Genomic DNA, 12,829 nt, shown 5'->3' on the forward strand with positions numbered 1-12,829 from the left:
ATTGGCATCATAGTATGGAATGATTGAACATAATAAGGAGTGAAAGCTCATGGTAAATTCGGATGAACGTAACTTTAAGCGTATTTGCTTCATCGTACTGGACAGTGTAGGGATTGGAGAAGCACCGGATGCTGCTGAGTTTGGTGACGAAGGATCACATACACTTGGACATATATTAGAAAGAGTGCAGGATCTTAAATTACCTCATATGCAACAAATGGGACTGGCGAATATCGCTTCGATCCCCCCTTTAAGTCCTGTAGACAAGCCTACTGCTTATTTCGGTAAAATGCAGGAAGTATCTGTGGGTAAAGATACGATGACAGGACACTGGGAATTAATGGGACTTAAAATTGATATCCCCTTTAATACATACGCAGAAGGTTTCCCGGCGGAATTAATACAGTTATTTGAGGAGAAGACAGGGCGTAAAGTGATTGGGAATAAGCCTGCCTCGGGTACTGATATTCTTGTTGAATACGGTGAAGAGCAGATGAAAACAGGGGCATGGATCGTCTATACATCTGGTGACAGCGTCTTTCAATTAGCTGCGCATGAAGATATTATTCCATTGGAAGAGTTGTATGAAGCCTGCAGAATTGCAAGGGAATTAACCATGGCTCCAGAGTTCTCCGTAGGTCGCGTCATTGCTCGTCCATACGTAGGAGAGCCTGGACATTTCACACGCACACCTAATCGGCATGATTATGCTGTGAAGCCACCTGAACCCACCATCATGAATGCGGTACAGGATGTAGACAAGAAAGTGATTGCTGTAGGTAAAATCAATGATATTTTCACTGGAGAAGGTGTCTCAGAGTCTTATCCTACGAAGAGTAATGAGCATGGTATTGAAGTCACCCTTGAGCAATTGTCGCAAGATTTTACGGGCTTTCTATTTACGAACCTTGTGGACTTCGATTCTTTATATGGACATCGTCGTGATCCAGAAGGATACGGTAGAGCACTAGAGGTGTTCGATCAGGCACTTCCAGATATCGTCTCTAAGATTGGGGAAGATGATCTACTCATTATATCAGCAGACCATGGGAACGATCCTGTGCATAGTGGGACAGACCACACGCGCGAATTTGTACCCTTACTTGTATATAGTCCTCGTTTCACTGCGACTTCGAACTTGGGCATCCTCAGCTCTTTCTCAGATGTGGGTGCTACAATTGCTGAGAACTTTGGAGCACAAGCTCCGAAATACGGAACAAGTTTTTTGAAACAATTAATATAGAGAATGGGAGAGATTCATATGACGAATTCAAGTCAAGCCATTAAAGAAGCAGCAGCATATATAAATAGTAAGAGTAATATTGTTCCGGAGATAGGATTGATTCTAGGCTCAGGATTGGGCATTCTGGCAGAGCTTATTGAGAATGGTGTTACTATTTCCTATGAAGACATTCCTCATTTCCCTGTGTCAACCGTGGAAGGACATGAAGGTGAACTTTTACTGGGTACGATTAAAGGTCGTAAAGTGGTTATGATGAAGGGACGCTTTCATATGTATGAAGGGTATGGACCAGAAACGACAGCTTTTCCCGTGCGCGTGATGAATGAGCTGGGGGTTAAGAGTCTTCTCGTAACGAATGCGGCTGGTGGTGTGAACACAACCTATGAACCAGGGGACTTGATGTTGATCTCAGATCATTTGAACATGACAGGAACGAATCCACTCATAGGACCGAATGATGCTGATCTTGGAGTACGTTTTCCAGATATGTCCGAAGCGTATAGCCGTAGATTGCGTGCGCTTGCGAAGGAAACGGCTCAATCTAGAGGGTTTGATGTACGTGAAGGGGTATATGCAGGATTACTTGGGCCGACTTATGAGACCCCTGCTGAGATCGTGATGCTACGTGCGTTAGGTGCTGATGCTGTTGGAATGTCTACTGTATCGGAAGTTATTGTAGCTCGGCATGCTGGGTTAGAAGTGCTCGGTATTACATGTATTAGTAACATGGCCGCGGGAATACTGGATCAACCGTTATCCCACGGAGAAGTAATGGAGACTACAGAACGTGTCCGTGAGAAGTTCTTAGGTCTTGTGTTAGACGTCATTCCACATATGTAATTCATTGTTCAATGTCTAGTGATCCGCAGGAATATATTCCTGCGGATTTTTTGTTGTTCTCTGCAGAAGAGCCGCCTTATCAAAAATAATCATCATGTAGCAGTGTTTAATTGGAATATTTTACAGCTAACCTGACGACACTGAAAGAAAGTAACAATTGTATTACGAATAACTACATGTCAGGAGGGGACTTATCTTGAGAAAAATGTTATGGGTCACGGTGTTGTGTCTATGTCTTGTCTCGTTGAGCTTTCCAGTCGATGGATTTGCTGCCGAGGAGAAGAAAACTACTAAGGATCAAGTGAAATCACCGGAGCTCGCTGCTAGTGCCATCTCGGCTATATTGATGGATGCGGACACCGGCACGATTATTTATGAGAAAAACAGTCATGATAAATTACCGCCAGCCAGCATCACGAAAGTCATGACGATGTTACTGACTATGGAAGCTCTTGATGATGGAAAGTTAAAACTGACCGATAAAGTACGGACAAGTGAGTATGCAGCCTCTATGGGAGGCTCCCAGATTTTTTTGGAACCCGGTGAGGAGATGTCTGTGGACGAGATGCTGAAGGGAATTGCTATGGCCTCTGGCAATGATGCTTCTGTAGCTATGGCTGAGAAAATATCAGGATCAGAGGAAGCTTTTGTTGAGCTGATGAATGAGCGCGCAACGGAGCTTGGTCTTAAGGATACTCATTTCGTCAACTGTAACGGGTTGCCAGCAGACAATCACTATTCATCTGCCCATGATATCGCTGTGATAAGTCGCGAATTGCTCAAGCATAACGAGATTACGAAATATACGGGTTCTTACCAAGATTATTTACGTAAGGATTCAAAGAAACCTTTTTGGCTTGTAAATACCAATAAATTAGTGCGTTTCTATAATGGCGTGGATGGTCTGAAGACGGGTTATACCTCTGAAGCTAAATTTTGTTTGACGGCTACAGCTGTTCGAGATGATCTTAGGGCAGTAGCCGTTGTGCTGGGTGAACCGAATACAAAGACTCGGAATAGCGAAGTGTCCCAAATGTTTGATTATATGTTCTCCCAATATAGCAAAGAGCCAATCTACAAAAAGGGAGACGTGATGGGTGCCGTTAAAATAAACAAAGGAAAATTAACAGAGCTGTCTCTCGTAGCAGGTCAAAATTACAGTGTTCTGATGAAGAAAAGTGGTAACAAGGCGAACATCAGGCATGAACTTCAATTAGATACTGAATTGAAAGCTCCTATCCAAGATGGACAAGTGCTAGGAAATCTAGTGGTATATCAAGGAGAGCAGATGTTGAAGAAATTCGAGTTGAAGTCGCCCGTTAAGGTTGATAAGGCGGGATGGTGGACGTTATTTAAGCGTACGACTGCAAAAATATTTTTTGTAGATTGATAGCAGTTTTCTTCTAGTTTTGTCGTGATGCAGGAATATGATTTTCATTTCTAGAACTCTTTGTTTATGACAGGGAGGAGAGTGAGCATGACGTGAACTTGCAAATGGAGATGGAGCACCACAGACAGGTATTAATTGTCCGATTCTCAGGAGAGCTCGATCACCATACCGCTGATCATGTGCGGATGAAGCTGGATGAGGCAATTCTGACTAAGCAAACAGATCATATTGTGCTAAGTTTAAAAGATTTGCTTTTTATGGATAGCTCGGGTATCGGTGTCATTCTTGGACGATACAAGCTTATTAAGAGTAAGGGTGGAAAGATGGCTGTGTGTGACGCTACTCCACCAGTATATCGTCTACTAGAGATGTCTGGAATGTTAAAGATTATGCCAGTCTATGAAAGTGAAAGCCATGCACTTACAGGTCTGGAGGTCGTATCATGAGTGAAGATAAGACCCATGCTCCTAATTTCATGTCGCTACAATTTGCGGCAAAGTCAGAGAATGAATCATTTGCTCGAGTAACGGTGGCTGCCTTCATCTCACAATTAGATCCAACCATGGATGAACTTAGTGATATGAAGACTGTCGTATCTGAGGCGGTTACAAATTGTATTATTCATGGATATAATTGTGACCCAACAGGGATTGTTACGATAACTGCTACGATTACCGAGGATTCTGTGACGATAACAATTGAGGATCGTGGCGAAGGGATTGAAGATTTGGAACTTGCAAAGCAGCCATTATATACCTCGAAGCCAGAACTGGAAAGATCGGGTATGGGCTTTACCATTATGCAGAATTTCATGGATGAGTTTGAAGTGTCTAGTGAGCAAGGAGCCGGAACGTCGATCAGAATGATGAAAAGGATTGAATCCAAGAAAGCTTTATATAATTAGGGGTTGGGCGTATGGATGCTGATGTGAAGAAAGCTTCGCAGACTTACTTGGAAGATTCGGAAGTCAAACGACTTATTGCACTCAGTCATACGGGCGATAGCGAGGCTCGAGACACGTTAGTGAATAGCAATATTCGTCTTGTCTGGTCGGTTGTACAGCGGTTCATGAACCGGGGATACGAGCCTGAGGATTTATTCCAAATTGGTTGTATCGGACTCTTGAAATCCGTTGACAAATTTGATTTAAGCTATGATGTGAAATTTTCGACTTACGCAGTACCTATGATTATTGGAGAGATCCAACGTTTCTTGCGAGATGATGGAACGCTCAAGGTTAGTCGTTCATTGAAGGAAATGGCTAATAAGGTACGCAAAAAAAAGGACGAGTTGTCTAAGGTATTGAATCGGTTACCTACAATCAAAGAGGTAGCAGCAGAACTCGGGGTGACACCCGAAGAAGTCGTATTCGCTCAAGAGGCTAATAAACCACCAACTTCGATTCATGAGACAGTCTTTGAGAATGATGGGGACCCCATTACTTTGATGGATCAAATTGCTGATGAGAGTCAGGACCACTGGTTTGATAAGTTGGCATTGAATGAGGCGATAGATGGGTTATCTGAAAGAGAGAAACTCATCGTATACCTTCGATATTATCGAGATCAGACCCAATCCGAAGTAGCAAGTCGGTTAGGTATTTCTCAAGTTCAGGTGTCTAGATTAGAGAAGAAAATACTTCAATTAATCCGCGAACAGATTGCACAATAATGTGCCGGATTGCTGATAAGTACAATAAAGGATGTTCCATGAGTCTATTTAAGACGTATTGGAGCATCTTTTATTTGTCTGGGTATCATTGTCTTTGGATAATAAATAGATCCAAAACGACTAGAAAGTTACATTTATTCTCATACTAACGGTAATTAACATAAAGGAGTGATTTCGGATGTCTCATAATTCCACTCCCACGGTTTATATACAGCTCAAAAAACGTATACAGCTCCCTCAAGGAAAAGTGATAACGCTTGGGGACATTGCGAACGTGCAGAGTGCTCAGGAATACATGAAGTTATTATTTGAACTTGAATTGGTAGCGCCGAATAAAAAGGATGGTAATCTGCTTGTGATGGACTTAATGCGAATTATTCCCGCCATTAAGCAGGTTATCCCTAGGGCGCAAATAGAGCCTGTGGGTCAACATCACACGATTGTTGAGATTGTGAAGGCTCCCAAAAAGCCATCTTTTGCCTTGTTTATTCTAGTCTGGTTGCTACTGTTTTTTGGATCGGGCCTGACCATTATGAATTTCCATGCGGATGTGAATATGCAAGAAGTACAGATTCGGGTAGTGGAGATGATCACAGGTAAGCGAGACGAGCATCCATACCTTTTTCAGACGTCTTATTCGCTAGGTATAGGTATTGGAATGGTCGTCTTTTTTAATCATCTGTTCAAAAAGAAATGGAATGAAGAGCCAACACCACTGGAAGTTGAGATGTTTCTATATCAAGAAAATATAGATCAATTCGTGGTGGCTGAAGAATATAAACGAATGAGTATTGAAGATAAGCAGAATGAGGAAACCTAATGGTTATATTGGCATGGGTGGTAGAAATTTTACTAGGCATTGCAGGTGGAATTGCTGTTGGAAGTGGCGTGATCGCATTCATTCTTGTGCTTGATATCGTGCCAAGACTTGCTCAGCTAACTACGTCATATAACAAAGTGCATTGGTATGAGGGAGCTTTAATTACGGGGTCACTGTTTGGAACCATTTCTGATTTCTGGCATTGGGAAGGTTCATTCAACCCGATAATCAGCCTGATCATCGGAGCTATGCACGGTATTTTTATAGGACTCTTAGCAGCGGCATTAACAGAAGTACTCAATGTGCTACCTATTCTAGCTAAGCGATTATGGATGAAAAATTATTTATTTGGCTTGTTAATGGCTATGGTTCTGGGAAAAGTGGTGGGTTCTCTCTTCGATTGGTATGTATACCGGAAATAGATAAAAAAGATGATGGGGTGATTGGAATGGCGGAAGATACTTCTAATAAACCAGAGGATCAGGAAATACAGAAAAAAAGAGAAGATGAAATGTCTGATACCATTGAGGAATCGATTCAATATTGGCAAAACAGTGATGAATTCACTGGAGATCTTGAACAATTAAAAATAGTACTGCGTGAAGTGATGGGACTTGATACTTCATTCGATGTTGCATTTCGGGAGATGAGCTTTGGAGACCGGAGAACGGGGACTCTTTTTATTAGTGGCTTTGCTAATAGTGACATTATGACAGAAATTCTAACGAGATTAACCTATATTAAGCACGATGAGTTGTCTTCAAAGGCGATGGATACGATATTTGCGAAATATATTCCTCATGTTCAGGTGGAAAAGGTAGACAAATTAAGTCAGGTCATTAATAAGGTCCTGACGGGGATGAGCGCCATCTTCATCGAAAATGAGCATACCGTTCTCATTATAGATACTCGGACCTATCCTTCGCGAAATCCAGAGGAGTCATCTATTGAGCGTGTTGTCAGAGGGTCTAAAGATGGATTCACGGAAACACTGCTTACGAATGTTTCTCTTGTTCGGCGTAGACTTCGAGATCCAGGACTGAAATATGAGGTCGTTCAGGTTGGACGTCGTACAAGAACAGATGTATGTATTGCCTACATTGATGATATCGTAGATAAAATTCAAGCGAATGTCATTCGAGATAAAATTAAAGAATTAGACATCGATGGATTACCACTGGGGGATAAACAACTTGAAGAAGCCATTGTTAATAAAGGATGGAATCCCTATCCGTTAGTTCGTTATTCAGAAAGACCTGATGCAGTAGCTGCGCATTTACTTGAAGGTAGAGTCGTTATATTTGTAGATACCTCACCGAGTGTCATGATCATGCCCACCACATTTTTCGACTTATGCCAACATGCGGAAGAGAATCGTCAGACTCCGTTTGTAGGGACTTATTTACGATGGATTCGATTTTTAGGTATTTTTGCTTCTCTGTTTCTGCTTCCGCTGTGGCTCCTGCTAGTTCTTCATCCGGAATTAAAGCCGCCAGTATTGGAATTCATTGGACCTCATGGAAAGGCGAAAATCCCTCTCTTTGTTCAGTTCATTATGATTGAGTTCGGGGTTGATCTACTGAGGTTAGCTGCTGTTCATACACCAACATCAATTGCATCCGCGATGGGTCTCATAGCAGCGATATTGGTAGGAGATGTTGCGGTGAAGACAGGATTGTTTGTCAATGAGGTTGTGCTTTACATGTCTGTAGCTGCCATTGGCATGTTTGCGACACCAAGTTATGAACTGGGTCTTGCCAACCGCATCGTTCGCCTGGTTTTAATATTTGCCGTAGCCTTCTTCAAAGTGCCTGGTCTTATTATTGGAATTACCTTGCTTATATTATTGTTAACGCTTCATCGGTCCAATAACTCTTCTTATATGTGGCCATTTATACCTTTTAATGCAAAGGCTATGTCGGAGGTTTTATTCAGAATGCCGGTGTTGTCATCTTCAAGACGCCCTTCTTTCAACAAAACAAGAGATAACACCCGACTGAATACAGAGAAAAGTAAAGAGTAGCATATAAGAGGAAAATACAAATGATCTGCATAATAATCCATTTATACTCATTTCAGAAATCTGCTATACTGAGTTAAAATCAGTTGGAATATAATATTCCATAAATAAGTGGGGGATTGCCTGAGATGTTCTTACATGGTACAAGTAAAATAAATGATAGTGGGCACTTAGAAATTGGTGGATGTGATGTTGTTGATCTTAAAGCTAAATTTGGTACACCGCTTTATATTGTAGATGAGCAATTAGTTCGTCAACGCTGTAAAGAATATGTTGAGGCATTCCAAGCATCTGGTTTGAAATTTCAAGTTGCATATGCAAGTAAAGCATTCTGTGTAATGGCCATGTGTACAGTTGTAGAACAAGAAGGAATGTCTTTAGATGTTGTGTCCGAAGGTGAATTATTTACAGCATTGCAAGCAGGCTTCCCTGCGGCAAGAATTCATTTCCATGGAAATAATAAAACCCCTGATGAGATCGAAATGGCAATTGAAGCAGGAATCGGTTGTTTTGTAGTGGATAATTTGGTTGAACTGCATCTTTTACAGGCGATTGCATTAGAGAAAAATGTACATGTGAACGTTTTGCTAAGGGTAACACCTGGTGTAGAGGCTCACACGCATGAATATATTTCCACAGGTCAGACGGATTCCAAGTTTGGTTTCGATATTGGTAATGGATCTGCATATGAAGGTGTAGAGGTAACTTCTAAACAATCTCATTTGGAGCTACTTGGCGTTCATTCCCATATTGGCTCACAAATTTTCGAGGTTGAAGGATTCCAGCTTGCTGTTCAGAAGGTTGCTGAATTTGCTCAAGGTGTAAAGGCGGGACTTGGCATCGTATTCAAGGTTGTCAATTTGGGTGGAGGATTTGGGATTCGGTATGTGGATGGCGACACGCCACTTAAAGTATCCCAATACGTTGAGGCGATTACCGATGCTGTTAAAGAACACTTCGCGAAGATTAATGCTGAGCTACCTGAAATTTGGGTAGAGCCCGGTCGTAGTGTTGTAGGGGACGCGGGAACAACGCTTTATACCGTAGGTACGAACAAGAACATTCCAGGTGTACGTAAATATGTAGCTGTTGATGGAGGTATGACGGATAACCCACGTCCAGCGCTATATGAATCCCATTATGAATCCGTACTTGCCAATCGCGCGCTAGAAGAAGCGCAAGAGACGGTATCCATTGCTGGTAAATGCTGTGAGAGTGGGGATATGTTAATTTGGGACGTGAAGCTTCCTGAGGTATCTAGTGGCGACCTGCTGGCTGTATCTTGTACAGGAGCGTACAATTACTCCATGGCAAGTAACTACAATCGTATTCGTCGTCCAGGAGTTGTCTTCGTGAAGGATGGTCAGAGTGATCTAGTCGTGAAACGTGAGAGCCTACAAGATATTGTTGGCAACGACCTCATTCCTGAACGAATTGCTAAACAAGCAGTAACGAAATAAACAGGATTATTGTTATCTTGTCAGAAGGGATCATGTTACGTTGCTAGTGCAACGTAGGGTGTATCCCTTTTGATCATGTGTAGAGACTGAAATGAATTAATTCTGTGTTCGCACTGTCTTTTTTTGCTTTAAGGTACCTGTTCATAGTAAACTATAGGATGTCTGTTAATGATCTCCTTTTTTGAATTAAAAAACAGACAACTTATAAGTAAATGATTTGATGTATTGAGTTTAAATTGAATTACAAAATATTTTAAGGGGATGGAATCATAATGAAAAAAGGAACAATTGAATTAGAAAACGGTGGAGTCATCGAAATCGAGTTTTTACCAGAAGAAGCGCCTAACACAGTGGCTAACTTTGAGAAATTAGCTAATAGTGGATTTTACAACGGCCTAAGTTTTCACCGTGTTATCCCTAACTTTGTCGCTCAGGGCGGTTGCCCAACAGGAACGGGTACTGGTGGACCAGGGTATACGATCAAATGTGAGGCGACTAGCAACACAACTAAACATGCCAGAGGCGTATTGTCCATGGCTCATGCAGGTAGAGATACTGGTGGTAGTCAATTCTTTATTGTTTATGCTCCTCAACCACATTTAGATGGAGTTCATACTGTATTTGGTAAAGTGATCAGTGGAATTGAACACGTAGATACTATCAAAGCTAATGATAAGATGAAAGAAGTTAAGGTCTGGGACGAAGCTTAAAATCTTAAAATAGCATAGAAAGTAGCCCTCTTATTCAGCATGAAAGTGGATAAAAAGGGCTATTTTTCTATTTTATTTTAAATATCGTTAAACGATTTGTTACTTAGAGAAGGAGTAGGCACTAATTTAGTGACGATAACGTCAGCTACGAGTTCCAATGCTTCAGCATAGGAACAACGTGAACCCACGCTCGGAATAAGAAGGAATCGTACGACTGCTTGTGTGTGGGATGATCCGTCATTTTGTACAATATAGTGATATCAAGCGTTCCTTGTGGCAATCTCTAGTGGTAACATAGTTTAACATATAGTTCATTCTATTAAATAAGTTACTTTATAAAATATAGAAGAAACCCTTGTGTTTTTATTTCTTAGGTGGTAATATTCGTAACATAAATAGTTGTTCTTCATGAACAATGTCATATTGATTTATCCTTCGGGGCAGGGTGAAATTCCCTACCGACGGTGATGGAGTATTGTTAGACTTTCTTACAATACAACTTAGTCCGTGACCCGTACGCGTGTAACTTAGGCGTACGGTTGACCTGGTGTAATTCTGGGACCGACAGTATAGTCTGGATGGGAGAAGGATAAATAGCTAACGCAACTCATTTTAAGTGAGTGCGGTTCATAAAAGTAAAGCAACAGAAGGTTGTGGCGATTTTCACAATGTAACGCAGATGAAGTGTTATTTCATTTTGTGTTGCTTGTATTGCTGAATTATCTCTCGCTTTGTTTTTGTGTAATCTATTTATCTTCCATAATAACCCCGTCTCGGATGATTCGTTCATCTGATACGGGGTTTTCTGTTTATACGAAAAAGCTTGTCAATCACATAAAACGGAGGTGAATGAAGATAAATGATGGAGATTATGAATGATGAGTTTTACATGTCCTTGGCATTGGATATGGCTGAGCGAGCGCAAGGGCAGACAGGGATCAATCCTGTCGTTGGATGTGTTGTCGTGAAGGACGGTGTCATGGTTGGACTGGGTACTCATCTTGAGCGGGGAACGTGTCATGCGGAAGTTCATGCACTCAATATGGCTGGTGAGAAGGCGAAAGATAGTATCGTATACGTTACTTTAGAGCCATGTAGTCATTATGGGACAACACCGCCTTGTAGTGAACGTTTAATTAAAGAAGGTGTACGACGGGTTGTAGTGGCTTGTCAAGATCCTAATGTCCAAGTAGCGGGTAAAGGTATTGCGATGTTGCGTGAGCATGGAATTGAGGTTGAAGTTGGCGTACTTCAAGAACGTGCACTGAAGTTAAACGAGAAGTTTATCAAGTATATTACGACAGGAATTCCGTTTGTCACACTGAAGACAGCCAGTACTTTAGATGGCAAAATTGCTTCGAAAACTGGCGATAGTAAATGGATCTCAAATGATGCAGCGCGGGAGCAGGTCCATACGTTGAGGCATCGACATCAAGGAATTATGGTCGGTGTGGAGACGGTGATTGCGGATAATCCGCATTTAACTACACGTTTACCTGTTGATGGCTTGAATCCGATCCGAATTGTTGTAGACTCTCGATTACGTATTCCGTTGGATTCTCACCTTGTTATGGATGGTCAGGCACAGACTATTGTGCTGACTACTGATGCCTCCATGAATCATACTAATGCAGAACGACTTCAAGAGGCGGGTGTCACAGTAATTCCGTGTGGTGAGGATCCACGTGTCAACCTCGAAGTTGCTTTAGCGAATCTGGGTAGATTGAACATGGGTTCTGTCCTTCTTGAAGGAGGAGGAACATTGAACGGTGCCATGCTAGAAGCGAAACTGATTGATCGAATTGTGCTTTATTTGGCCCCCAAAATTGTAGGTGGTTACGATGCTCCGGGTAGCTTCTCTTTTGCAGGAAGTGAATTGATGAAGGATGCAGTAACCTTATCATCGTTGGAAGTAGAACGATTGGGAGATAATGTGTGTATCAGTGGGATACCTGTGTGGGCCTAAAGTTTCTAACAGAGGAGGTGTTACTCCATGTTTACCGGATTAGTTGAAGAAATGGGTACGATGCGAGCGATAACTCGTCAAGGAGAAGCTATGGTACTGCATATTTCAGCATCGATTGTCATGGATGATTTGAAGATTGGCGATAGTGTGTCCGTGAATGGCGTATGTCTTACGGCAACCTCGATAGACGCGCATTCTTTCGCTGCCGACGTTATGCCCCAGACTTTTCGTAATAGCAATTTGAAGGATCTTCAGTCAGGTAGCAAGGTGAACTTGGAGCGGGCTATGATTGCCAATGGACGCTTTGGTGGACATATGGTTCAGGGACATGTGGATGGCATAGGTACAATACATCATGTCACACGCGATCAGAATGCCGTTGTATATGAGATTACACCTACGAATATAGAGTTATTCAGATTCATTATTCCGAAGGGGTCTATTACACTTGATGGAATCAGCTTGACCGTGGTGAAAGTGAATAGCCATACATTTCAGGTGTCTATCATTCCGCATACGTTGATACAGACTGTTCTTAATCAGAAACGGCCGGGAGATACGGTAAATATTGAATGCGATGTGTTGGGGAAATATGTAGATCATTTGCTGAATTACGGCTCTAGAGGACAGCAAGATGAAGGTAAGCCATCTGGAATTAGTCAAGAGTATTTAGCTCAGCATGGATTCGCATAAAGCAGTAAATTCGTTC

Annotated in this window: 13 protein-coding genes and 1 riboswitch; all 13 genes read left to right on the plus strand. The window is 41.8% G+C overall.

What is annotated here, in order from left to right; translation table 11 throughout:
- Positions 1 to 49: 49 nt before the first annotated feature.
- The 13 genes from deoB (at position 50) to UB51_RS05195 (ending at position 12,813) form a co-directional block, all read left to right on the plus strand.
- Entirely contained in the window at positions 50 to 1,243 is a 1,194-nt protein-coding gene (gene deoB / locus UB51_RS05135; protein WP_044876376.1) for a phosphopentomutase, read from the plus strand.
- 18 nt (positions 1,244 to 1,261) lie between these two features.
- On the plus strand, positions 1,262 to 2,083 hold the full coding sequence (locus tag UB51_RS05140) for a purine-nucleoside phosphorylase (RefSeq protein ID WP_144406958.1): 822 nt from the start codon (positions 1,262 to 1,264) through the stop codon (positions 2,081 to 2,083).
- Positions 2,084 to 2,288: 205 nt separating this feature from the next.
- Complete coding sequence (locus UB51_RS05145; protein ID WP_044879902.1) at positions 2,289 to 3,473, plus strand: D-alanyl-D-alanine carboxypeptidase family protein; 1,185 nt, start codon at positions 2,289 to 2,291, stop codon at positions 3,471 to 3,473.
- A 92-nt stretch (positions 3,474 to 3,565) separates the two neighbouring features.
- The gene (spoIIAA, locus tag UB51_RS05150; RefSeq protein ID WP_044876378.1) at positions 3,566 to 3,919 is read left to right on the plus strand and encodes an anti-sigma F factor antagonist; all 354 of its coding nucleotides are present in this window, start codon (positions 3,566 to 3,568) and stop codon (positions 3,917 to 3,919) included.
- Complete coding sequence (spoIIAB, locus tag UB51_RS05155; RefSeq protein WP_044876379.1) at positions 3,916 to 4,377, plus strand: anti-sigma F factor; 462 nt, start codon at positions 3,916 to 3,918, stop codon at positions 4,375 to 4,377. The genes spoIIAA and spoIIAB overlap by 4 nt, the downstream gene beginning before the upstream one ends.
- A gap of 11 nt (positions 4,378 to 4,388) precedes the next feature.
- Positions 4,389 to 5,144: an RNA polymerase sporulation sigma factor SigF gene (gene sigF / locus UB51_RS05160; protein WP_044876380.1), complete on the plus strand. Its 756-nt coding sequence runs from the start codon at positions 4,389 to 4,391 to the stop codon at positions 5,142 to 5,144.
- A 178-nt stretch (positions 5,145 to 5,322) separates the two neighbouring features.
- Positions 5,323 to 5,964, plus strand: a complete 642-nt coding sequence (locus tag UB51_RS05165; RefSeq protein ID WP_044876381.1) for a stage V sporulation protein AA — start codon at positions 5,323 to 5,325, stop codon at positions 5,962 to 5,964.
- Positions 5,964 to 6,386, plus strand: a complete 423-nt coding sequence (locus tag UB51_RS05170; RefSeq protein ID WP_044876382.1) for a stage V sporulation protein AB — start codon at positions 5,964 to 5,966, stop codon at positions 6,384 to 6,386. Before UB51_RS05165 ends, UB51_RS05170 begins: the two co-directional genes overlap by 1 nt.
- Before the next feature lie 26 nt (positions 6,387 to 6,412).
- Positions 6,413 to 7,987 (plus strand): spore germination protein, encoded by a 1,575-nt coding sequence (locus tag UB51_RS05175; protein WP_044879903.1) that lies wholly within the window; start codon positions 6,413 to 6,415, stop codon positions 7,985 to 7,987.
- Positions 7,988 to 8,112: 125 nt separating this feature from the next.
- Positions 8,113 to 9,444, plus strand: coding sequence for a diaminopimelate decarboxylase (gene lysA / locus UB51_RS05180; RefSeq protein WP_044876383.1), 1,332 nt, complete (start codon positions 8,113 to 8,115; stop codon positions 9,442 to 9,444).
- 272 nt (positions 9,445 to 9,716) lie between these two features.
- Positions 9,717 to 10,154: a peptidylprolyl isomerase gene (locus UB51_RS05185; RefSeq protein ID WP_044876384.1), complete on the plus strand. Its 438-nt coding sequence runs from the start codon at positions 9,717 to 9,719 to the stop codon at positions 10,152 to 10,154.
- A gap of 427 nt (positions 10,155 to 10,581) precedes the next feature.
- Positions 10,582 to 10,748, plus strand: a riboswitch (FMN riboswitch).
- Positions 10,749 to 11,016: 268 nt separating this feature from the next.
- Positions 11,017 to 12,120, plus strand: coding sequence for a bifunctional diaminohydroxyphosphoribosylaminopyrimidine deaminase/5-amino-6-(5-phosphoribosylamino)uracil reductase RibD (gene ribD / locus UB51_RS05190; protein ID WP_044879904.1), 1,104 nt, complete (start codon positions 11,017 to 11,019; stop codon positions 12,118 to 12,120).
- 27 nt (positions 12,121 to 12,147) lie between these two features.
- Complete coding sequence (locus UB51_RS05195; RefSeq protein ID WP_044876385.1) at positions 12,148 to 12,813, plus strand: riboflavin synthase; 666 nt, start codon at positions 12,148 to 12,150, stop codon at positions 12,811 to 12,813.
- The last annotated feature ends 16 nt before the right edge of the window (positions 12,814 to 12,829 follow it).

Source organism: Paenibacillus sp. IHBB 10380 (assembly GCF_000949425.1).
GTDB lineage: Bacteria > Bacillota > Bacilli > Paenibacillales > Paenibacillaceae > Paenibacillus_AQ.

What these genes read in the sequence shown, in the direction of transcription:
- deoB (WP_044876376.1), top strand. Translation starts at nt 50, where the DNA reads ATGGTAAATTCGGATGAACGTAACTTTAAGCGTATTTGCTTCATCGTA.
- UB51_RS05140 (WP_144406958.1), top strand. Translation starts at nt 1,262, where the DNA reads ATGACGAATTCAAGTCAAGCCATTAAAGAAGCAGCAGCATATATAAAT.
- UB51_RS05145 (WP_044879902.1), top strand. Translation starts at nt 2,289, where the DNA reads ATGTTATGGGTCACGGTGTTGTGTCTATGTCTTGTCTCGTTGAGCTTT.
- spoIIAB (WP_044876379.1), top strand. Translation starts at nt 3,916, where the DNA reads ATGAGTGAAGATAAGACCCATGCTCCTAATTTCATGTCGCTACAATTT.
- sigF (WP_044876380.1), top strand. Translation starts at nt 4,389, where the DNA reads ATGGATGCTGATGTGAAGAAAGCTTCGCAGACTTACTTGGAAGATTCG.
- UB51_RS05165 (WP_044876381.1), top strand. Translation starts at nt 5,323, where the DNA reads ATGTCTCATAATTCCACTCCCACGGTTTATATACAGCTCAAAAAACGT.
- UB51_RS05170 (WP_044876382.1), top strand. Translation starts at nt 5,964, where the DNA reads ATGGTTATATTGGCATGGGTGGTAGAAATTTTACTAGGCATTGCAGGT.
- UB51_RS05175 (WP_044879903.1), top strand. Translation starts at nt 6,413, where the DNA reads ATGGCGGAAGATACTTCTAATAAACCAGAGGATCAGGAAATACAGAAA.
- lysA (WP_044876383.1), top strand. Translation starts at nt 8,113, where the DNA reads ATGTTCTTACATGGTACAAGTAAAATAAATGATAGTGGGCACTTAGAA.
- UB51_RS05185 (WP_044876384.1), top strand. Translation starts at nt 9,717, where the DNA reads ATGAAAAAAGGAACAATTGAATTAGAAAACGGTGGAGTCATCGAAATC.
- ribD (WP_044879904.1), top strand. Translation starts at nt 11,017, where the DNA reads ATGGAGATTATGAATGATGAGTTTTACATGTCCTTGGCATTGGATATG.
- UB51_RS05195 (WP_044876385.1), top strand. Translation starts at nt 12,148, where the DNA reads ATGTTTACCGGATTAGTTGAAGAAATGGGTACGATGCGAGCGATAACT.